The 21,448-nt window shown below is 61.8% G+C and carries 14 protein-coding genes; 8 read left to right on the top strand and 6 right to left on the bottom strand.

The window, feature by feature from the left end:
• Positions 1–68 precede the first annotated feature (68 nt).
• From ACMNI9_RS10630 to ACMNI9_RS10615, 4 genes are all read right to left on the bottom strand, one after another.
• The gene (locus ACMNI9_RS10630) at positions 69–740 is read right to left on the bottom strand and encodes an N-acetylmannosamine-6-phosphate 2-epimerase (protein ID WP_216529490.1); all 672 of its coding nucleotides are present in this window, start codon (positions 738–740) and stop codon (positions 69–71) included.
• Positions 740–1,690, bottom strand: a complete 951-nt coding sequence (locus tag ACMNI9_RS10625) for an ROK family protein (protein WP_418832033.1) — start codon at positions 1,688–1,690, stop codon at positions 740–742. Before ACMNI9_RS10625 ends, ACMNI9_RS10630 begins: the two co-directional genes overlap by 1 nt.
• Positions 1,691–1,698: 8 nt before the next feature.
• Complete coding sequence (locus tag ACMNI9_RS10620; RefSeq protein ID WP_114567159.1) at positions 1,699–2,643, bottom strand: dihydrodipicolinate synthase family protein; 945 nt, start codon at positions 2,641–2,643, stop codon at positions 1,699–1,701.
• Positions 2,644–2,821: 178 nt separating this feature from the next.
• Complete coding sequence (locus ACMNI9_RS10615; protein WP_114567160.1) at positions 2,822–4,429, bottom strand: ABC transporter substrate-binding protein; 1,608 nt, start codon at positions 4,427–4,429, stop codon at positions 2,822–2,824.
• A gap of 260 nt (positions 4,430–4,689) precedes the next feature.
• Here ACMNI9_RS10615 and ACMNI9_RS10610 point away from each other — a divergent pair, with 260 nt between their 5' ends.
• The 5 genes from ACMNI9_RS10610 (at position 4,690) to nifJ (ending at position 13,090) form a co-directional block, all read left to right on the top strand.
• The gene (locus ACMNI9_RS10610) at positions 4,690–5,187 is read left to right on the top strand and encodes a very short patch repair endonuclease (protein WP_181792586.1); all 498 of its coding nucleotides are present in this window, start codon (positions 4,690–4,692) and stop codon (positions 5,185–5,187) included.
• Positions 5,188–5,380: 193 nt separating this feature from the next.
• Complete coding sequence (locus ACMNI9_RS10605) at positions 5,381–6,337, top strand: ABC transporter permease (RefSeq protein ID WP_114567161.1); 957 nt, start codon at positions 5,381–5,383, stop codon at positions 6,335–6,337.
• Position 6,338: 1 nt separating this feature from the next.
• Positions 6,339–8,366, top strand: coding sequence for a dipeptide/oligopeptide/nickel ABC transporter permease/ATP-binding protein (locus tag ACMNI9_RS10600; RefSeq protein WP_114567162.1), 2,028 nt, complete (start codon positions 6,339–6,341; stop codon positions 8,364–8,366).
• A complete protein-coding gene (locus ACMNI9_RS10595; protein ID WP_114567163.1) occupies positions 8,363–9,214 on the top strand; it encodes an ABC transporter ATP-binding protein in 852 nt (283 codons plus the stop codon). Before ACMNI9_RS10600 ends, ACMNI9_RS10595 begins: the two co-directional genes overlap by 4 nt.
• 339 nt (positions 9,215–9,553) lie before the next feature.
• The gene (gene nifJ, locus ACMNI9_RS10590) at positions 9,554–13,090 is read left to right on the top strand and encodes a pyruvate:ferredoxin (flavodoxin) oxidoreductase (protein WP_418832026.1); all 3,537 of its coding nucleotides are present in this window, start codon (positions 9,554–9,556) and stop codon (positions 13,088–13,090) included.
• Between the two features lie 521 nt (positions 13,091–13,611).
• On the opposite strand, the gene ACMNI9_RS10585 is transcribed toward nifJ, so the two are convergent.
• Positions 13,612–15,018 carry a helix-turn-helix transcriptional regulator gene (locus ACMNI9_RS10585; RefSeq protein WP_114567165.1) on the bottom strand — a complete coding sequence of 469 codons (1,407 nt, stop codon included), beginning with the start codon at positions 15,016–15,018 and terminating at the stop codon, positions 13,612–13,614.
• A 258-nt stretch (positions 15,019–15,276) separates the two neighbouring features.
• On the opposite strand from ACMNI9_RS10585, the gene ACMNI9_RS10580 reads away from it, so the two are divergent.
• Complete coding sequence (locus ACMNI9_RS10580; protein WP_114567238.1) at positions 15,277–16,899, top strand: FAD-binding protein; 1,623 nt, start codon at positions 15,277–15,279, stop codon at positions 16,897–16,899.
• A 268-nt stretch (positions 16,900–17,167) separates the two neighbouring features.
• Positions 17,168–17,992 carry an esterase/lipase family protein gene (locus ACMNI9_RS10575; RefSeq protein ID WP_418832021.1) on the top strand — a complete coding sequence of 275 codons (825 nt, stop codon included), beginning with the start codon at positions 17,168–17,170 and terminating at the stop codon, positions 17,990–17,992.
• Between the two features lie 68 nt (positions 17,993–18,060).
• Here ACMNI9_RS10575 and ACMNI9_RS10570 read toward each other — a convergent pair whose 3' ends face one another.
• Positions 18,061–19,347 carry an aminotransferase class I/II-fold pyridoxal phosphate-dependent enzyme gene (locus ACMNI9_RS10570; RefSeq protein ID WP_216529451.1) on the bottom strand — a complete coding sequence of 429 codons (1,287 nt, stop codon included), beginning with the start codon at positions 19,345–19,347 and terminating at the stop codon, positions 18,061–18,063.
• Positions 19,348–19,685: 338 nt separating this feature from the next.
• Between ACMNI9_RS10570 and putP the strand changes: the two genes are divergently transcribed.
• Entirely contained in the window at positions 19,686–21,254 is a 1,569-nt protein-coding gene (gene putP / locus ACMNI9_RS10565) for a sodium/proline symporter PutP (RefSeq protein WP_114567168.1), read from the top strand.
• Positions 21,255–21,448: the final 194 nt, after the last annotated feature.

Genomic DNA, 21,448 nt, shown 5'->3' with positions numbered 1-21,448 from the left:
CGGTGAAGGGGAAGTGAAACGAAATGGGGAGCAGGGCTGTTGCCGTGCTCCCCATTTCGTTAAGCGGTTTACGCGATTGCGTTCGCGAACCAGGTGGTGATGCTTGTCGGGTGCGTGATAGCGGTCCCGACGACGATGGCGAACGCTCCGGCGTCCATGGCTGCCTTCGCGTCGTCGGTGGTGTGGATGCGGCCTTCGCAGAACACCGGCACGTCGCCTGCCGCGGCAACGGCTTCCTTCAGGAAGTCCAGATCGGGGCCGTCGGTTTTCGCGAGGCCTCCCGGCACGTATCCGGCAAGCGTGGTGGATACGATGTCGCAGCTCGCTTCGAGCGCGCGATGGACGTCTGCCATGCAGGAGCAATCGGCCATGACCAGCGTTTCCCCGCGCAGGGCTTCGACGGTTTCCTTGAACGTGCGGCCGTCGGGGCGCGGTCGATCGGTTGCGTCAAGGGCAACCACGTCGGATCCGGCGCTTATGCAGGCGCGCGCATGGCGCAACGTGGGCGTGATGTAGACGCCTTCGTGCCCCTCTTTCCACAGGCCGATCACGGGGATCTCGACTCGTCCCTTGATAGCCGCGATGTCGGACAGGCCCTGGCAGCGGATAGCGGCCGCACCGCCCAGTTCGGCGGCGCGCGCGATCTGGGCCATGGTTTCGGGGTGGCGCATAGGCTCGCCCATATATGCCTGGCAGCTTACGATGAGCTTGCCGCGAAGCGATTCGATAAGCGGATTGATCACAAACGTCCTTTCAAGGTGTCCAGCAGGTACTCGGCTGCCCCGATAAGGGGCGCGTTGTCTTTGAGCGTTGCGCCAACGATGGGCAAGGCATGCATCACGGCGGGGGCCTGTCGCTCGAACGCCGCTTGCACGGCGGCGCGCCACGCGGGCCCGGCGTTGCAGACCGACCCCGAAAGCACCACCAGTTCGGGGTCGAGCAGGTCCGTCCAGGTGGCGATAGCTTCTCCCAGGGCCGAACCCGCCTCTTCGATGATGCGGCGGGCAAGCTCTTCTCCCTGCAAGGCGCGCTGCGCGATCTCGCCGCCGGTTACGGGGTCTCCTCCCGCAGCCGCATAGCGGCGCTCGATGCCGCTGCCAGCGGCAATCGATTCCAAATCGCTGGCGTTTCCGCAGGTACGCGGCTCGCCCGAAGCGTCGGGACAGGGGGTGCGTCCCAGCTCGCCGGCGAATCCGTGGGCACCCAGCAGCACGCGCCCATGAGCGACGATGCCGCCGCCCAAGCCGGTTCCTGCGGCAACCACCAAGCAGGTTTGGGCTCCCCGGGCCGCCCCCCAACGCGCTTCGCCCAAGGCGTGCGCTTTCACATCGTTGAGGACCGCCGTGGGAAGACCGTGAGCGTGCGCAAGGCGATCGGCGACGGGCTGTCCGGTCCAGCCGGGCATAAGCTCGTTGGCGTAAGCGATGGATCCGGTGTGCGCATCCACGCATCCGGCCGTGCCCACGCCAATGCCCGCAACGGGCCCTGCGGCGCTGGCCAGCACATCGCCGACCAGGTCGCAGAGCGTGTCGAGCACCGCGACGCCTCCGCGGGCCGCGTTCGTTGGCACGCTGCGGCGTCCTTCGATGACGGGTTCGGCGGCAGGGGAGCTGTAATGTGCAAGCGCCCCTGCCATTTTCGTGCCGCCGACATCGACGACGGCTACGGTGCACGGATACTCGACGTTCATGCAGCAGCCTACTTGCGCACGGGCGCGTCGCCGTCCATAAGGCCGGCGCGCTTGAGCACGTTGACGATGGTCTCCACGTCTTCGCCTTCCAGGGGCTGGACGGGTTCGCGCATCTGGTTCGTGTTGAACACTTCCATCTGCCACAAAGCCGTCTTGAACGCGCCCACGCCGGCACCGAAGCCCACGGTGGCCTTCACCTGACGGGTCAGGAACATGAGGCGAGCCAGGTGATCCTGCAGCTCCTTCACGCGGTTCCAGTCGCCAGCCTGAGCGGCGCGCCACTGCTCGACGTAGCTTACCGGGTCGAGGTTCGCCAGGCCCGGCACCGATCCGTCGGCACCGGCCAGGTACGCGCCGTCGACGCAGACCTCGTGGCCGGTCAGCAGCTGCAGCGGATGGCCGGCGTCCTCGTTCTCGAGGCACAGCCAGCGGAACGACACGTCGTCGCCGGAGGAGTCCTTGACGCCCTGCAGCACGCCGTCGGTGCCCAGGCGCACAAGCATCGTGGGATCGAGCTTGGTGTGCACGCATACGGGCAGGTCGTAGGCGAACAGCGGCAGATCGGTCTGCTCGCGGATGGCGCGGAAGTGGCGCTCGACTTCCTTCGGGCCGCCCAGCGCGTAGAAGGGGGCGGTGGCAACCAGCGCATCCACGCCGTAGCCGGCGGCGCGCTTTGCCTGGTCGACCACGCGCAGGGTTTCCATATCGATGATGCCCGCCAGAACCGGCACGCGGCCGTGCACCATGGCGACGGCTTCCTGCAGCACGTGGTAGCGCTGCGCGTCGGTCAGGAAGGCGACTTCGCCCGAAGAGCCCAGGAAGAACAGGCCGTCGACGCCCGCCTCGATCATACGGTTGATGGAGCGCTCAAGCGCTTCCAGGTCGAGCTGTCGCTTCTCGGTCAGCGGGATGACGACCGGGGGGATTACGCCGCGAAACGGTGAATCAGTCATGGGTTTAAAGCCTCTTTTCCGTGTCTGTATGCAAACGGTAAAAGAATAGACCGCTCTTGTAGGCACGTCAACGAACAAGGGTTGGTTGCCACAGGAAAATCGCCTTGTTGCAACAAGAAGGCCCGCCTCCTTGTGGAAGCGGGCCTGTGCGGTGCTTGGTATGGTGCGAAGCGCTTGCTTACGCCTTGGCGCTTGCGCCCAGGAAGACCAGGCCGGTCGTCGCGATCGGCTGGAAGCCGGTGATCGTGGCGGACTGGTAGCCGGTCGCCAGTGCGCGATGGAACAGCGGGTACAGCGGAACCTGCTCGGACAGCAGATCGAAGCACTTGTTCCAGATTTCCTGCTGGTCCTTGCCGGTGGCCTCGCGAGCCTGCTGCATCATGGTCTGCAGCTCCTCGAACTTGCCGTCGCCAGCCTTCTTCCAGCAGGTGCGGCCCTGGGTCCACACGTTGTCGCCGTACCACCAGGACATCAGCAGGTCGGGGTCGTTGCCGAAGCAGGTCGGGTCGCCCGGGGTCAGCATGACGTCGTAGGGGAGGATGCTGTCGGACTCGGCAAGGGACGCCCAGTCGATCTTCGTCTCGTTGATGGTGCAGTTCAGGCCGATGGCGTCCAGGTCGTTCTTGACCTGAGCAGCCAGGTTCTTCACCCAGTTGTTGTTGGTCATGAGCTCGAACTTGAGGTCGGTCACGCCAGCCTCGGCGAGCAGGCTCTTGGCCTTCTCCGGGTCATAGGTGTACACCGTGGAAGCCTGATGATAGTTCGGATGCTCCTTGGGCAAAAAGCCGGTGACAGCGGATGCGTGGCCGTCCATCGCGTTGGCGATGAGCTTGTTCGTGTCGATAGCGTAGAAGAACGCCTGGCGCACGCGAGGATCGTTGAACGGCTCCTTCAGCGTGTTGAACATGAAGAACGGCTGGTTGAAGCCCTGGATGTACTCGACCGTCGCGCCAGCGCCCACCAGCTGGTCGGCGTTGGCGTCGGGAACGTTCTCCATAACCTGAACCGTGGCCTCCTGCAGCGCGGTGGTGCGGGAGGTATCGTCAAGCAGGACGTCCCAGTGCATGGAGTCGGCCGTGGCCGGCAGCGAGCCGTTGTAGTGCTCGTTGGGAACGAACTCGATCGCACCACCGTCGTCGCCGTTGATGCTGGCGTACGCCCACGGGCCGGAGCCGATCGGCTTGGTCTTCAGGTCGTCCTCGGACAGGGCGGCGGGGAAGACCTTGACCACGCTCAGACGGCCTTCGAGCAGGCTCTCGAAGGGGTACTTCAGCGTGAAGGCGATGGTCTTGTCGTCCTTCGCGGCAACGGCGGAGATGAACGACAGGAAGGCGCCGTAGGTGGCGTCGGCCATGTTCTTCTCGAACGCGTTCACCACGTCGGCGGCGGTCACGTCGGTGCCGTCGGAGAACTTGGCGCCGTCACGCAGGGCGACCTCGTACTCGGTGTCGGAGACCTTCGTCGGCTTGGCGGCGGCCAGCGCGTTGTAGGTCTTGTACGTGTGCAGGTCGAGGTCGTACAGGCCCTCGAACACGTGCCACGTGGCGCCCAGCATGAGAGCGGAGCTGTTGCCAATCGGGTTGACGTTGGTGGAGCTGTAGGCGCAAGCACCCGTCAGCTGACCGCCCTTGACCGCAGCGCCGGCGTCGGTGCCAGTGCCTTCGGCCGGCGTTTCGGCGTTGCCGCCGCCGCAGCCGTACAGGCTGAGGCCTGCTGCCGCTGCTGCGACAGCGCTGCCCGCCAGGAACGTGCGGCGGGACAAAGATGCATTCTTATGCTGTTCCATTGGTTTCCCTCCATTTCGGTTTCGAGGCATCCGCGCCTCGATTGCACGCGCGTGATTGGGCACGCGCACAACAGCAGTGCCCATTATCGGGGAAAACCTACAGAAAATAAAGGACTTGTGCTTTTGAAGTTGCGGACAGGTTTGTTATTGCTAGTGAACGATCAGGGAATATGAGTGGTATCATGCGCTCCATGAACTCCACTCTCCATAAAAGTAACGCGTATGCAACAAACGACGAGATGCCCGCAGAAGGCTTTGCGATGGCGGTGCGCATGCTTTCGCGCCCTGCGCTTCCCGCTCCCGCGCGCCTGAAAGCCCCTCCGGCTACGAACGAGAACGTGCGCAAGTCCATGTTGGGAAACCGGCGAAGCAACACGAAGCCGGAGCTGCTCGTTCGCCAGCGCTTGCGCGCTGCGGGGTTGACGGGCTACCGTCTGCAATGGAAGGTTCCCGGGCATCCGGACATCGCGTGGCCGGGCAAGCGCATAGCTATATTTGTTAACGGGTGTTTTTGGCATCGCTGCCCGCGATGCAAGCCGTCCATGCCCAAAAGCAACGTGGAGTACTGGGTGGTGAAGTTCCAGCGCAACGTGGAGCGGGACGAGCGAAGCCGCGCGGCGCTTGAGCAGATGGGCTGGACCGTGCACGTCATCTGGGAATGCCAGCTCAAGAAAAAGGAAATCGACGCCACGTTTGCCGCGCTGCTGCCCGTGCTGGCGGAAGAGCTGGGCAAGCCGCTCAAGTCCGATGGCGCCTAAGCGCGTCCAAAGATTACAAAAAACACTCCGTTTTCCGACAATCTGACCACATATTTCTTGTGCAGCTATACCCAAGATTCATATAGAATGCCTAATGGATGTTTGTGCGCGGGCCGCATTCGGCTGAAAACGGCCCGCGCACAAAGCCAGTAATTGTCAAAGCGTAAGAGCCGTAAAACGAAAGGAGGACGCGGTGAGCAACCTGCTACGACTGATCGGAAGGCGCCTGATAGCGCTGCCGATCATGATCTTCGGCGTGACCATTCTCGTGTTCTTCATTATGGCGCTGTCTCCTATTGACCAAGCTTATTCGGTCTTGGGCGAGAACGCCACCGAGGCGCAAGCCGAGCAGTACCGCGAGGAGCACGGGTTGAACGATCCGGTGCTCGTACAGTATGGAAACTATATGGCCGGCCTGTTCCAGGGGGACATGGGAACGTACGGTGCTAACAAGGCAGCCGTATCCGACCGTATCGCCGAAGCGCTGCCGGTCACGTTGCAGCTGACGTTCCTCGGTCTGATCATAGCGGTCTTTTTCGCGGTGATATTGGGCGTTGTTTCAGCGCTGTACCGCGATCGATGGCCCGACCAGATCATCCGCGTCTTCTCGATCGCCTGCATCGCAACGCCTTCGTTCTGGCTTGCAGTGCTCATGATCCTGCTGTTCTCTTCGATGCTGCACCTGCTGCCGGCGTCGGGTCCGCTGCCTACGATATCGCAGGATCCGGCAGGGTGGCTCGCTCGCATGGCCATGCCGGCCATCGCGTTGGCGGTCCCCGTTACCGGCCAGCTGACGCGCGTTATCCGCACGTCGATGGTCGAGGAGCTGGACAAGGACTACGTGCGCACGGCGCTGGGCGCTGGCATTCCGAAGAGCGTCGTCGTAGCGCGCAACGTCTTGCGCAACGCGCTCATCACGCCGGTTACGGTTCTGGGCCTGCGCATCGGCTACCTGATCGGCGGCGCCGTGGTCATCGAGGTTATCTTCAATCTCCCCGGCATGGGCATGGCCATTCTTTCGGGCATCCAGAACAGCTACGTTTTGCTGGTTCAGGGCGTCGTGCTGGTGGTGGCCATCACCTTCATCGTTATCAACATCATCGTGGATATGCTTTATATCCTGATCGATCCGCGAATCAGGACGGTGTAGCATGGTTCAGTTACGAGGAAACCTTACGAAGAAAATGGAGGCCAACCCGGGCAAGGTTCGCTTCCGTCGCTGGAAGGCCATGGGCATCGGCTCGCGCATCTCGCTTGTGGTGCTGGTGCTGGTCGTTATGATCGCCGCGTTTGCGAATATCGTTGCCCCGCATGATCCGCTGGCTATCTTCACGGCGCGCCAGGCTCCTGATGCGCAGTTCCTGTTCGGTACCGACGACAAGGGCCGCGACGTTTTGTCGCGCATGATGTACGGTGCGCGTTACTCGCTCATCATCGGCATCGGCGCTACGGGCTTTGCGCTTGTGTGCGGCTCGATCATCGGCGCTATCGCCGCCGTGTCCCGCAAGTGGGTCAGCGAAGTCATCATGCGCGTGCTCGACGTCATCATGTCGTTTCCGGGCATCGCCTTGGCCGCCACGTTCGTCATCGCGTTCGGCAACTCGCTGGCAACGCTGATCTTCGCCATCGGCTTTCTGTACATTCCCCAGATCGCCCGCATCGTGCGCGCGAACGTGGTTTCGGAGTACAACCAAGATTACGTCCGCGCCGTCGTCGTAAGCGGCGCTCGTGCCCCGTGGATCCTGGTCAAGCACGTTGTGCGCAACTGCATCGCCCCGGTCATGGTGTTCACCATCGTGCTGGTGGCCGACGCGATCGTGTTCGAGGCGTCGCTGTCCTTTATCTCGGCCGGCATCCCCGAGCCTACTCCCACCTGGGGCAACATTTTGGCTGACGCCCGCAACGGCGTGCTGTCCGGTCGTTGGTGGCAGGCGCTGTTCCCGGGTCTTGCCATCATGATCACGGTTCTGTGCCTGAACATCCTGTCCGAGGGCATCACCGACGCCATGGCCGCCGCTCCCAAGGCTCCGGTCAAGGCTGACGACTCCGCCGTGCTGGCCGAGCGCGAAGCCGACAAGATGGTTGCCGACCCCACGCTGGCGTACGCCGCTCAGGCCGACATGCTGGAGAAGCGCCTGATGCAGCTGCAGACCATCGAGAAGACGCGCACCGATCGCTTTGAGGCTCGCACCGATGTGCCGCCTATTTTGGAAGTCAAGGACCTGTGCATCAAGTTCCCGCGTCACGGCGACGTGAACGTGGTGGACCACGTGAGTTTCGTGGTGCGCCCGCGCCAGACCATGGGCTTGGTGGGCGAGTCCGGCTGCGGCAAGTCCATTACGTCGCTGACCATCATGGGCCTGCTCGATCCGAAGGCAACCGTCACGGGCGAGATCCTGTACGACGGTCAGAACCTGCTGGCCATGGACCAGAAGCAGATGAACGCTCTGCGCGGCCGCGAAATCGCCATGATCTACCAGGACGCGCTGTCTTCGCTCAACCCGTCCATGCTGATCAGGGCTCAGATGAAGCAGCTGACCAAGCGCGGCGGCACCCGTAGCGCCGAGGAGCTGCTGGAGCTGGTGGGCCTTGACCCGAAGCGCACGCTCGACTCCTATCCGCACGAGCTGTCGGGCGGCCAGCGTCAGCGCGTGCTCATCGCCATGGCGCTCACGCGCGACCCGAAGGTCATCATCGCCGACGAGCCCACTACGGCTCTTGATGTGACCGTGCAGAAGCAGGTCATCGACCTTTTGAACAAGCTGCAGAAGGAACTGGGCTTCGCCATGGTGTTCGTCAGCCACGACCTGGCGCTTGTCGCCGAAGTGGCGAACTCCATCACGGTTATGTACGCCGGTCAGGTGGTCGAGCAGGGTCCGGTGTCGGACATCCTGTGCCACCCCGTGCACGAGTACACGCGCGGACTGCTGGGCTCGGTGCTTTCCATCGAAGCCGGCGGCGACCGCCTGCACCAGGTTCCCGGCAGCGTTCCCAGCCCGAAGGACTTCCCTCAGGGCGACCGCTTCACGCCGCGTTCGAGCCATCCCGACAAGGTGTCGCAGCTGCGTCCCGTGCTCAAGCGCGTCGAAAGCACCGATCATTACTACGCCGAGCTGCCTGACAGCGAACTCAAGCGCCTTGGCATCAAACCGTACGTTCCCGGAGGTGTGCTGCTATGAGCGAACTCGAAACGAACGTGGCGAACGCTTCCGCCGCCGACGGGCAGACGCCCATCATCTTCCTCGACGACATCCGCGTGACGTTCAAGACGCGCACCGGCTCCATCCTGCACCCGAACAAGGTGCAGGCCGTCCGCGGCCTGACCCTCAAGCTGATGCCGGGTCAGACCTTGGGCATCGTGGGCGAGTCCGGCTGCGGCAAGTCCACCACGGCCAACGTGATGTGCGGCTTGCAGCAGCCCACGGAGGGCCGCGTGTTCTTCAAGGGCGAGGACGTTACAAAGCGCTCCGCCGCCCAGCGCCGCTTGATCGGCCGCGTGATCTCGGTGGTCTTCCAGGACCCCGCCACGGCGCTCAACGCGCGCATGAGCGTGCACGACCAGCTGCTTGACCCGCTGGTGGTGCACAAGGTGGGCGACAAGACGTCTCGCGAGGCTCGCGTGAACGAGCTGATCGAGATGGTCGGCCTGCCGGGGTCGGTGCTCGACGCGCTGCCGGGCCAGCTGTCCGGCGGCCAGCGCCAGCGCGTGGCTATTGCGCGCGCCCTGTCGCTCAAGCCCGACGCCATCATTGCCGACGAGCCCACGAGCGCCCTTGACGTGTCCGTGCGCGCACAGATTCTGAACCTGCTCATGGACCTGAAGAAGGAGCTCGGCCTGTCCATGGTGTTCATCAGCCACGATATCCAGACGGTGCGCTACATTTCCGACCGCATCATCGTGATGAACGCGGGCGAGGCTGTGGAAAACGGCACCGCCAAAGAGGTGTTCGAACATCCGAAAGACGACTACACGCGCTTGCTCTTGGGGGCTGCGCCCTCGCTGCTGCACCCCGATTTGGGCAAGTAGCGTCTCGGTTCTTGGCAAGCGCTGCTTGCGGAACGCATGCGCGATGAAGCTGGTTCGAGCCCGTCTCCTCAGGGAGGCGGGCTCTCTTTTTGCAGGTGCTGCTTGCGCGCGAGTCAGGCCGTTTGCCGACGAGTGCGCCCGCGACATGCCGTCCGGTGCGTCCGCCGCGCTGCGAGGCGAATTCGTACTGGTATTATGAGGGCTGTATAGTCGGATCAGGCGAAGAGTTCTGTGCGAGAGAAGAGGGTCGGGGCCCGCGCGTGCGATTGCGTCACACGGGGGCTTGCGTTCTCCGTGCGAATTTCCGGTCGGGCCACATCCCCTTCAAAGGAGAGGAATATGACGAGAGAATTCAAATCAATGGATGGCAACAATGCCGCGGCGTACGTCTCCTATGCGTTTACCGAGGTCGCAGGCATCTATCCTATTACCCCGTCGAGCCCTATGGCCGACCTGGTGGACCAGTGGTCCGCTGCAGGAAAGAAGAACATCTTCGGCACCACTGTCAAGGTGTGCGAGATGCAGTCCGAGGGCGGCGCTGCAGGCGCGGTTCACGGCTCGCTTGCTGCGGGTGCTCTGACCACCACGTACACGGCTTCTCAGGGTCTGCTCCTCATGATCCCCAATATGTATAAGATTGCCGCTGAGATGCTGCCGACCGTGTTCCACGTAAGCGCGCGCACCGTGGCCACCCAGGCGCTCAGCATCTTCGGCGACCACTCCGACGTCATGGCATGCCGCCAGACCGGTTTTGCCATGCTGGCCGAAAGCAACGTCCAGGAAGTCATGGACCTGTCCGCCGTCGCCCATCTGGCCGCCATCAAGGGTCGCATCCCCTTCATCAACTTCTTCGACGGTTTCCGCACGTCGCACGAGGTGCAGAAGATCGCCGTGTGGGATTTCGACGATCTGGCCGAGATGTGCGATATGGACGCCGTGCGCGCGTTCCGCGAGCATGCGCTCAACCCTGAGCGTCCCGCCATGCGCGGCAGCCATGAGAACGGCGACATCTTCTTCCAGCACCGCGAGGCGTGCAACGGCGTGTACGACGCGCTGCCTGCCGTGGTCGAGGACTACATGAACCAGGTCAACGCCAAGCTGGGCACCGATTACCAGCTGTTCAACTACTACGGCGCTCCCGACGCCGACCGCGTGATCGTGGCCATGGGCTCGTTCTGCGACGTGGTGGAAGAGGTTGTCGACTACCTGAACGCCAACGGCCAGAAGGTGGGTCTGGTGAAGGTTCGCCTGTACCGTCCCTTCGTGTCCGAGAAGTTCATGGCGGCGCTGCCGTCCACCGTGCAGAAGATCGCGGTCATGGACCGTACCAAGGAGCCGGGCTCCCTGGGCGAGCCGTTGTATATGGACGTGGTGAACGCGCTTGCGCACGAGGGCCGCACCGATCTTACGGTGGTTGGCGGCCGCTATGGCCTGGCATCGAAGGATACCCCGCCGTCTTCGGTGTTCGCCATCTACACGGAGCTCGAGAAGGATGCGCCGGCGCGCGAGTTCACGGTCGGCATCGTCGACGACGTGACGAACCTGTCTTTGCCCGAGGATCCGAACAGCCCCAACACCGCTGCGGCCGGCACCATCGAGTGCAAGTTCTGGGGTCTGGGCGGCGACGGCACGGTGGGCGCGAACAAGAACTCCATCAAGATCATCGGCGACCACACCGACAAGTACGTGCAGGCGTACTTCCAGTACGACTCGAAGAAGACGGGCGGCGTGACCATCAGCCACCTGCGCTTCGGCGATTCTCCCATCAAGAGCACGTACTACGTGAACAAGGCGGACTTCGTGGCGTGCCACAACCCGTCTTACGTCACCAAGGGCTTCCGCATGGTCAACGACGTGAAGCCCGGTGGTGCGTTCATGATCAACTGCCAGTGGACGCCGGAAGAGCTCGAGCACCACTTGAGCGCCGAGGCCAAGCGCTATATCGCCAACAACAACATCAAGCTGTACACCATCAACGCCATCGACCTTGCTCGCGAGATCGGCATGGGCAAGCGCACGAACACCATCCTGCAGTCGGCGTTCTTCACGCTGGCAAACGTCATCCCGCAGGACGAGGCTCTTCAGTACATGAAGGACGCGGCTACGAAGTCGTACCTGAAGAAGGGCCAGGAAGTCGTGGATATGAACCATCGCGCTATCGATGCTGGCGCGACGGCGTTCGTGCGCGTGGACGTGCCGGCCAGCTGGGCTGACGCGAAGGACGAGGGCCAGGGTGCCGAGCTTGAGGGCCGCCCTGGGCTGGTCAAGATGGTTCGCGACATCATGGAGCCGGTTGGCCGCATGGACGGCGACCGTTTGCCCGTGTCCGCGTTCGTGGAACATGCTGACGGCCAGTTCGAGCAGGGTGCGGCTGCGTACGAGAAGCGCGGCGTTGCCGTGAGCGTTCCCACGTGGGACGCGGCAAGCTGCATCCAGTGCAACCAGTGCGCCTTCGTGTGCCCGCACGCCACCATTCGTCCGTTCGCGTTGACCGAAGAGGAAGCCGCCGCTGCTCCGTCCGCCATCACGCTGGTGCCGGCGAAGGGCAAGGCCGCCGCAGGCATGCAGTACACGCTAGCCATTTCGCCGCTCGACTGCATGGGCTGCAGCGTGTGCGTGAACGTGTGCCCGAGCGATTCGCTCAAGATGGTGGACCAGGAAGCCGAGCTGGCTCAGCAAGACGTGTTCAACTACTGCGTCGACCAGGTGTCCGACAAGCCCGCTTTGGGCGATGCGACGGTCAAGGGCAGCCAGTTCAAGCAGCCGCTGCTCGAGTTCTCGGGCGCTTGCGCGGGCTGCGCCGAGACGGCGTACGCGAAGCTGGTCACGCAGCTGTTCGGCGATCGCATGTACGTGGCGAACGCGACGGGCTGCTCGTCTATCTGGGGCGGTCCTGCAGCTACCTCGCCGTACACCATGAACAAGGACGGTCATGGTCCTGCATGGTCGAACTCGCTGTTCGAGGACAACGCCGAGCATGGCTTGGGCATGCTGTTGGGTCACGAGGCCGTGCGCGACAAGCTGCTGGCCGACACGGAGAAGCTGCTTGCCTCCGATGCTGATCAGGCCGTGAAGGATGCGGCGCAAGCTTGGGTTGAGGCGCGCAACGAGGCCGAGGCAAGCAAGGAGGCGGCTGCTGCGTATGTGGCCAAGCTCCAGGAAATCGCCGAGGGTAACAACATTGCCGCCGACATCCTGGAGAACAGCGAATACCTGACCAAGAAGTCCGTGTGGATCTTCGGCGGCGACGGCTGGGCGTACGACATCGGTTACGGCGGCCTTGATCATGTGCTGGCTTCCGGCGAGGACGTGAACGTGTTCGTGTTTGATACCGAGGTGTACTCCAACACGGGCGGCCAGGCTTCCAAGGCTACCAACATCGGCCAGGTTGCGCAGTTCGCGGCCGCCGGCAAGGACGTCAAGAAGAAGAGCCTGACCGAGATCGCTATGGCATACGGCTACGTGTACGTGGCGCAGGTGGCCATGGGCGCGAAGCCGGCCCAGACCATCAAGGCCATCGCCGAGGCCGAGGCGTATCCGGGACCGTCGCTCATCATCGGCTACTCGCCGTGCGAGATGCACTCCATCAAGGGCGGCATGGCCAACTGCCAGGACGAAATGGCGAAGGCGGTCGACTGCGGGTACTGGAACCTGTTCCGCTTCAACCCGGCTGCTCCTGCGGGCAAGAAGTTCGTGCTGGATTCCAAGGAGCCCGCGGGCGGCTACCAGGAGTTCCTTATGAACGAGGCACGCTACAGCCGCCTGACGCGCGAGTTCCCCGAGCGCGCGACCGAGCTGTTCGAGCGCAACGAGAAGGCTGCTCTGGAGCGCTACGAGCACCTGCTCAAGCTCAAGGACGTGTACGCGGAGGCGTAAGCGAACGCGCGGATGCAAGCGTGGTGGTGAGTTCCTGAAAGTTGAAAGCCCTCGGCATTGCGCCGAGGGCTTTTTTACGAGCGGCTTGCAAGATGCCGGCAGATGTTTGACGTAGCGGCCGGTGCTTCTGCTCGATTTTACGCGCAATGTTGCGTTTTTTGGGCCGTAGGCCCTCCTTGTCGTCGTCCCTCTAAGGGCTGCATTCTATTAGCCCAGTTCACGGAGATGCGGCTTTTGAGGGAGCGAGTCCGTACGCAACATTTGAGTAAAAATCGAGCAGTCAGGGATCACGTGTATGTTGGCGTCGATCTGTCAAGAGCGCGGTTCGGCGCAAAAGGAGCAGCTTCTTGGTCGAATACTTCAGGTGCGGGAGGTGCGGGGCGAAGGCTTTTCACTGTGAAGCGCCACTATCCCGCGGGCAAATGCGAAGGCGCGCCTTCCGAACGCTTCCGCGCGCGGATCCCTCTGCGCATCTCGGAGCCGTCGCTTGATGCGGCGTGCGTCGTTTGCCCGCTAGCCCGTTACCCTGCGTTTTCGATGCCCAGCAGGTTGAACAGCTCTTTGCGAGAATGCACGTCGAGTTTCTGGTAGATGTGCTTCACATGGGTCTTTACGGTGCTGTTCGCTACGAACAGTTCGCGTTCGATGTCGGCAGGCTTCTTCCTTTGCGCAAGCAGCAGAAGAATCTCCTCTTCGCGTTGCGTGAGCGCCGCTCGTTCCGCGAGTTCTTGGCACTTTATTCCCAGGCGATTTCTTTCGGTTGGCATGTTTTGGTCGTCTTCGAGGGTTTCTTTGAGCACGGCACCCCAAGGCGAAGAGAGCTGTTTTTCCGAAAGCAGTAGCTTTGTTGCGAAAACTACCGACAAGGTGACCACGACGCCCAATGCAACATCCACTGCGAAAGGCGATGCAACAAGGCTCGTGAGATCTCTTGTTCCGATTCCCGCTTGCACGGAAACAAGGCGCACTGCTCGCTCGATCCCGAATAGCCATAGTGCGTTGACGCCGTAGCGGTAGACGAGGTTGCTGAGAATGATCATGATTACAATCAAGCAAAGCGTGTAGCTGCCAAGAGCGCAAAAGCTTGAAATGAAACTTCCTCGCGGGAGGAAATCTCCGAAAGGAACAAGCGAGAATACAATAAGCAACAAGGCTATCTTGCAAAGCGCGGAGAATTGGAAAGCCGTGCGGCGCAAGCTGATGCAGGCGTATACGAGCACGCCTGCAAACACGCAGCCCAATCCTGAATGGATGCCGAGCGGTCCTTCGAATACGTGCTCGCACAGTCCGTATGAGAACGAATAAAGCGCAACGACGGCGATTGGCTTCCAGGGAAGCGAAAACGATCCCCAGGTGGCATGGGGCCGCTCGGTGTCAGGAAGGTAGGAGTACGCCTGCTTGAGACATGCGAGCGATACCATTGGGACAAGGCAGGTGCAGACGAACAGCCAAGGCAGCGCCAAACCCTTGAAAAGCCAAAGGATGAGCGATCCGACAACGATTCCTCCGGAGTAGTAGAGGGCTACGCGCAAGGGGTTCAGGCATCCGAAAAGCTCCGACCACAGCAAAATAAGAAACGCTATGCCTACTCCTCCCGCAATGACGGCGGGGATACCTAGGTATTGACTGGTTCCGGGGTCGAGTATGGAATAAAAATTACAGCATGTTGACGCGATGAGGCAGATGGCAGCAACGGGAGCCGGCCATGACTTGCCGTACAGAGGTGCAATCCTGCTTGCGCCAAGCGCAACGACGACGAGCGTGATGGCGGTAATCATGTTGAAAGCGGTGAAGTCGGCGAAGGCGTTTGCCTGAATGGGGAACACTATCGAAGTGTTGGCGTACACGGTTTCGGTCCATGCGCGAAAAATTCCCATTCCCGCAAAACAGAACGGCATTCCCAACAGTTTTCTTTGTTCGCCCTCCATGCGCCCCTCCTTTATACGCCTCCCCAGACGTGCGGACAATTATACCGACTTGCATGAGCCTGCAGAGCCTCCAATACGCGCATGAGCTGGAAATCCCCCTGTTTTCAGCAAGAAGGGGGAGAAGGGGAGGCGTTAATTCCCCTGGTTAAAGCAGCTGATGGGTGACGATCCTCCGTCGCTTCCGACGTAAAGTCTTGCCCAGCATCAAGCAGATGCGAGACCGTGCGAAAGCAAAGAACGAGAAAGGGAGGCGGTTTCATGAAGGAGTTGTCTCGTAGGGGTTTTCTGACCGCAGCGGCGGTAACGGCTGCGGGTGCGGCTGTTGCAGGTATGGCGGGGTGCTCCCCGAAGGACACCGGGGAGCAGAAGAAGGAAGAGGCGGTGCAGACGCGCTGGAGCTGGGAAACGAAACCTGAGCCCATTGCGGACGGAGACATCGCAGAGACCATCGATACCGAAATCTGCATCATAGGATTGGGTTCTTCGGGCACGACGGCTGCGCTTGCTGCCGCGCAGAGCGGGGCTAAAGTGACCGTGCTTCAGAAGATGGAAAAGGTTCAGACGAACGGGTGGTGCGTGGCCGCCTACAATTCCAAGAAGTTCTTGGAAGCAGGCCAGACGTACGATTTGCCTCAGATTTACGCCGATTTTGCCAACTTGTCCAATGGCCGCGACAATCCGCGTGCGGTCAATCTGTTCCTGCGCCGCAGCGGCGAGGTTATGGACTATATCATTCGCCAAACGCCTGAACATACGCCCGTCATGTTGGAGAGCGGTCATACGTATGGCTGGTTTATCAACAACGACATGGCAACGCGCTACGAGCAGTTCCGTCTGCTCCTGAATACCATGGTTGAAAAAGCTGTGGCTGCAGGGGCGAACATCATGTACGAAACTCCTGCGGTTCGTCTTGTCCAGGACGAGAGCGGTCGCGTGACGGGAGTCGTGGGCCAGCGCAAAGACAAGTCGTACGTGAAAATCAACGCCTCCAAGGGCGTTCTCATGGCCACGGGCGATCTGTCCGACGACCCCGAAATGCTCGAGTGCTTCGCCCCTATGCTGCAAGGCGTGCAGACCATGCACGGCGCACCGTGCAACACGGGCGACGGTCACAAGATGGGCCTTTGGGCCGGTGCGGCCATGGATGAGGGCCCGCACTGCATCATGATGCACTTCGATCCCACGTGGATGCCCGAAGGCGGCGCTCCGTACTCCGGTATTCCGTGGTTGCGCGTGAACCTCAAGGGCGAGCGCTTTGCGAACGAGGACCTGGGCTACCAGAGCGTGGTGACGTCCGTCCGTCTCCAGCCGGAGCAGACCGCTTTCCAGATCACTGACGCCAATTGGGCCGTGCATGCGGCGAAGGGCGATTACAAGCATCCCAACAGCCACAGCCGTGCCACTACGAACCCGGAAGCCGACTGGCAGGACGCCATCGAGCGCGGCGCCATTGTGAAGGCCGACACGCTTGAAGAGCTTGCGGACGCTTGCGGGATCGAGAAGGCTGCATTCCTCAAGACCGTTGCCCGGTACAACGAACTTGCAGAAAAGGGCGTTGACGAAGACTTCGGCGTAAACGGCCAATTTATGTCCTGGAATGCAATCAAGCAGCCTCCGTTCTACGCGGTCAAGCGCATGCCCGCCGTTCTCAGCACCGTGAGCGGTTTGAAGATCAATGAAAAGCTTGAAGTGGTGAAGCCCGATGGCGAGCCTCTGGGCGGTCTGTACGCTTCCGGCAACGTTTCCGGTTCGTACTATGGCGACGACTACCCGCTGTTCATTACGGGCGGATCGCATGGCCGCGCTTGGACGTTCGGCGTGCTTGCCGTGCGCTCGGCGCTGGGCAAGTTGGACGAGCCTCTTGATACCTTGGGCGCGTAACCTGCGTCTATAGGCCTCGCAGCGTCCCCTCCCTCCCCGGGCGCCTGCGAATGCAGCCTCCCCGACGACCTCGGTTGCCGGGGAGGCTTTTGCGACTTGCGGGCACGTACTGTTCGCCCCCTGCCGTCTGCGCTGTTTGCGTGTTCGATCTGGGCAATTCCGAAGCGGCTTCTTGTCGCGCTCGTTGATTCGTGCTGTAATCGTTTCCTGTACATAGCAGAAAGCAGCTGGGAGCACCGTTGCGCATCATCGTTGATTCGGAGCCGTTTTGACCGATCTTTCAACTTCGTATCCGTTCGTGTACCTACACGGAATTCTTGCCCATGATCGCAGCGCGATCGAGTCGAACCTGTGGGGCCGCATTCCCCAGGAGATTCGTCGGCGGGGCGGCATCGCGATGTTCGGAAACCAGGATTCCCTCGGGTCGGTTCAATCGAACGTCTACCAGCTTGAGCGTACGCTGGATATGGCGCTCAAACTAACCGAAGCCCCCAAGGTTCATATCATCGCCCATTCCAAAGGCGGCCTCGACGCGCGTTGCCTGGCTCATCGACCGAGCATGCGGGGCCGCATCGCCTCCATTACCACGTTCGCAACGCCGCACGGGGGATTGAGAACCGCCGATCATTTTCTTGGGATGAGCTCGTCGTGCCTGGAGAGGATTGCGTCTCCCATCAACTGGAAGGCCACGAAAAACGGCGACATGTACGCCGACTGCATCGGCGTGCTGCATGATCTGTCGACGGAGGGCGCCGCTCGCTTCAACGAAGCGTATCCCGACTTGCCCGACATCGAGTACCGCACGTTCGGAGCCGTCGAGCAGCCGCGCCATCGCTCGCCTAAGGGCGCGTGGATGCACTGGATGGTGAAACGCTACGACGGCGAAAACGACGGGCTGGTTCCCGCTTCGTCCACGAAGCGCGATCCTTGGCAGGAGCTGCGCGTGCCGGAAGGGGAGCCTGGGCTTAACCACAACGACGTCATCGATCAGCGCAAACGCGATACGCCTATCATTACGGGCGACGGTAGGACGTGGAGTTCGATCGTCGAATTCCACATGAGCCTGGCTGAAGATCTGGCGGCTATCCGATAAAAAGCGGAGCGGGGCGAAGGGTTGACGGCGTTCCCTTCGCCCCGCTCCGCTTCTCTGCTTGCGTTGCGTTAGCGCAGCAGCTTTTCCACGTAGGCAAGCTTGACGCAGCAAACGAACACGTCCATGGCCTGGTCAAGCTCTTCAAGCGGCGGCAGGCTGGGCGCGATGCGAATGTTCGAGTCGCGCGGATCCCGGCCGTAGGGGTACGTGGCTCCTGCGCCGGTCATGGTAACCCCGGCTTCCTTGGCCAGCTCCACGGCGCGCGCAGCCGTTCCCTCCGGCGCATCGAACGACACGAAGTACCCGCCGCGCGGGTTGCTCCATGCGCATTCGCCCACGTCGGCCAGTCCTTCTTCCAGTTTGCGAACTACCAGCTGGAACTTCGGGCGCAGGATGGCGGCGTGCTTGCGCATGTGCTCTGCCAGCCCTTCGGCATCGCGCAGGAAGCGTACGTGGCGCAATTGGTTGAGCTTGTCGTGTCCGATGGTCTGCGCGCCCATGCAGCGCTTGACCTCGGCGATGTTCGCCGGGCTGGCCGCCATGGCGGAAATCCCGGCTCCCGGGAACGTGACCTTGGAAGTGGAGGCGAACTTGAAGCAGCGGTCGGGATTTCCCGCTTCGGCGCATGCCCGTGCGATGTCAAGCAGGTGGTCCTGCTCGTCCGCTGCTTCGAACAGGTGGTGCATCCCGTAAGCGTTGTCCCAGAATATGCGGAAGTCGGCGGCGGCGCAGGTCATGGACGCCAAGCGGCGCACCACTTCGTCTGAGTACGTGACGCCGCCGGGATTCGAGTACTTCGGCACGCACCAAATTCCCTTGACCGCCGCATCCGACGCAGCGATGCGCTCCACTTCGTCCATGTCGGGACCGTCTTCGGTCATGGGAACGGGGATCATCTCGATGCCGAACGCCTCGGTCACGCCGAAGTGCCGGTCGTAGCCCGGCGTCGGGCAGATCCAGGCAACGCGATCGAGCGAGCACCAGGGAGCCGATCCCAAGGTGCCGAACATCCAGCAGCGCGCCACGGTGTCGTACATGACGTTCAGGCTGGCGTTGCCGAACACGATCACGTTTTCGGGCTGATCGTCCAGCATGGTTGCCATCAGGGCCTTCGCTTCGGGCAGGCCGTCGAGCACGCCGTAGTTGCGCGCGTCGGTGCCGTCTAAGGCCGTGCAGGCTTCGAGTGTGGTCAGCGTTTCCAGCAGAGGCATGCTCAGGTCAAGCTGCGCCTTCGAGGGCTTGCCGCGCGCCATGTTGAGCGCGAGGCCCTGTGCTTTGAATGCGGCATGCTCCCGTTCCAAACTCGCCTTGAGCTCGGATAGCTCCTCGGTTGCTCGCTCTGCGTACGCTGTCATCGTGCGTCCTTCCGCCTGATCGTCTTGCTCGTACCGCCACAGTATAAAGTATCCGTTGCCGGCCAACCATGGGCGAAGCCCCGATTGTCCCGATCGGCCCGATCGGGCAGCTGCCAGGGGCTTTGCGGGCTTGCCGGATTGCGCAAAGCGTCCATGCGCAGCGCTCCCTGCGCCCCGGCGAACGGGGTTCGCGGAAGGGCCGTATTCCCGCGCGATCGGCCGAGCCTGTTCGCGGCTTGGCGAATAGTCGACCTTTCGCGGACCGTTATGCCTTATAATCCCATCGTTTCGCACATCTTCCGATTTGAATCGGATCACTATGAGGGGAGGGGACGAACGTGGTCACCAGCGACTTCTGGACCGTACTGGCGATGCTCATCTATTTTATCGTCGTACTGACCATCGGCTTCGTGTACGCGAAGCGATCAAACTCGTCGACGGCGGAGTACTTTCTAGGGGGGCGCGGCGTCGGCCCGTGGCTGACGGCACTGTCCGCCGAGGCGTCCGACATGTCCGGATGGCTGCTGATGGGCCTGCCGGGCGTCGCGTACTTCACCGGCGCTTCCGATGCCATGTGGACGGCTATCGGCTTGGCGATCGGCACCTACTTGAACTGGAAATTCGTGGCGAAGCGTTTGCGGAAGTATTCCGTGGTGGCGGGCGACTCCATCACGCTGCCGGAATTCTACAGCAAGCGCTTCCATGATACGAAGAACATCGTATCGACGGTGGCTGCGATCATCATCATGGTCTTCTTCTGCGTGTACGTGGGCAGCTGCTTCGTAACGTGCGGCAAGCTGTTCGCCACGCTGTTCGGCCTGGATTACTCCACCATGATGGTGCTCGGCGCTATCGTCGTGTTTCTGTACACCCTGGTGGGCGGCTACTTGTCCGTTGTTGCTACCGACTTCGTGCAGGGCGTGCTCATGTTCTTCGCACTGGCCGTGGTGTTTGTCGGTTCGGTGGCCTGGGCGGGCGGCATCGACAACACGGTGGCCTTCCTGCAGAGCATCCCCGGCTTCTTGAGCGGCACGGAAATCGCGGTGCCCATCGTGGACGAGGCCGGCAAGCAGATCGTGGAAAACGGCGCGCCGCTGTTCGACGTTCCGGCTGACTATCCGCTCATCACCATCGCTTCCATGCTGGCGTGGGGCCTTGGCTACTTCGGTATGCCGCAGGTGCTCGTGCGCTTCATGGGCATCCGTGACGCCGAGGAAATCAAGAAATCGCGCGTTATCGCCGTGGTGTGGTGCGTCGTGTCGCTGGCGTGCGGCATCTGCATCGGCCTGGTGGGACGTTCCATCATCCCCACCGAGTTCGCAACGCAAGCGGCGGCCGAGAACGTGTTCATCGTGCTTTCGCAGATGATCCTGCCGCCTTTCATGTGCGGCGTTGTGGTGTCCGGCATCTTCGCCGCATCCATGAGCTCGTCGTCCTCGTACCTGCTGATCGCCGGTTCGTCGGTGGCCGAGAACATCTTCCGCGGCGTCATCAAGAAGGACGCCACCGACCGCCAGGTCATGATCGTCGCGCGTCTTACGCTCATTGCGGTCTTCCTGTTCGGCATATTCGTGGCGTACGACGAGAACTCGTCCATTTTCGGCGTGGTCAGCTACGCTTGGGCTGGCCTGGGAGCGTCGTTCGGCCCGCTTACGCTGTGCAGCCTGTACTGGCGTCGCACGAACATGCAGGGTGCGCTTGCCGGCATGATCGCCGGTACGGCAACGGTGCTCATCTGGCATAACCTCATCAAGCCCTTGGGCGGCGTGTTCGGCATCTACGAGCTTTTGCCGGCGTTCATCGTGTCGCTTCTGGCTATCGTTATCGTGTCGAAGCTTACCGCTGCACCGTCAGAGGCCGTGCAGCACGAGTTCGATCACTACATGGAGGCCGACGTCTCGAAGTAAAGCGGTTTTGCACCTGCCGAACCGAATGGAAACGGGCTTGATGCGCAAGCGTCGGGCCCGTTCTACTATATATAGAAGTAGGGGCACAAGTGGTTGTGGTAATGCATTTGCCCAGTTCCCAGGCTCATTAAGTCATTGGGAGCCCGATACGGCGGACGGCTTTTCAAGCGGTTGCCCAGTCTTTCCTACCTGAG

The organism is Paraeggerthella sp., from assembly GCF_048427265.1.
Classification (GTDB): Bacteria; Actinomycetota; Coriobacteriia; order Coriobacteriales; family Eggerthellaceae; genus Paraeggerthella; species Paraeggerthella hominis.
The sequence above is the reverse complement of the archived record's forward strand: the minus strand, read 5'-3'. Positions and strand labels throughout refer to the sequence as shown.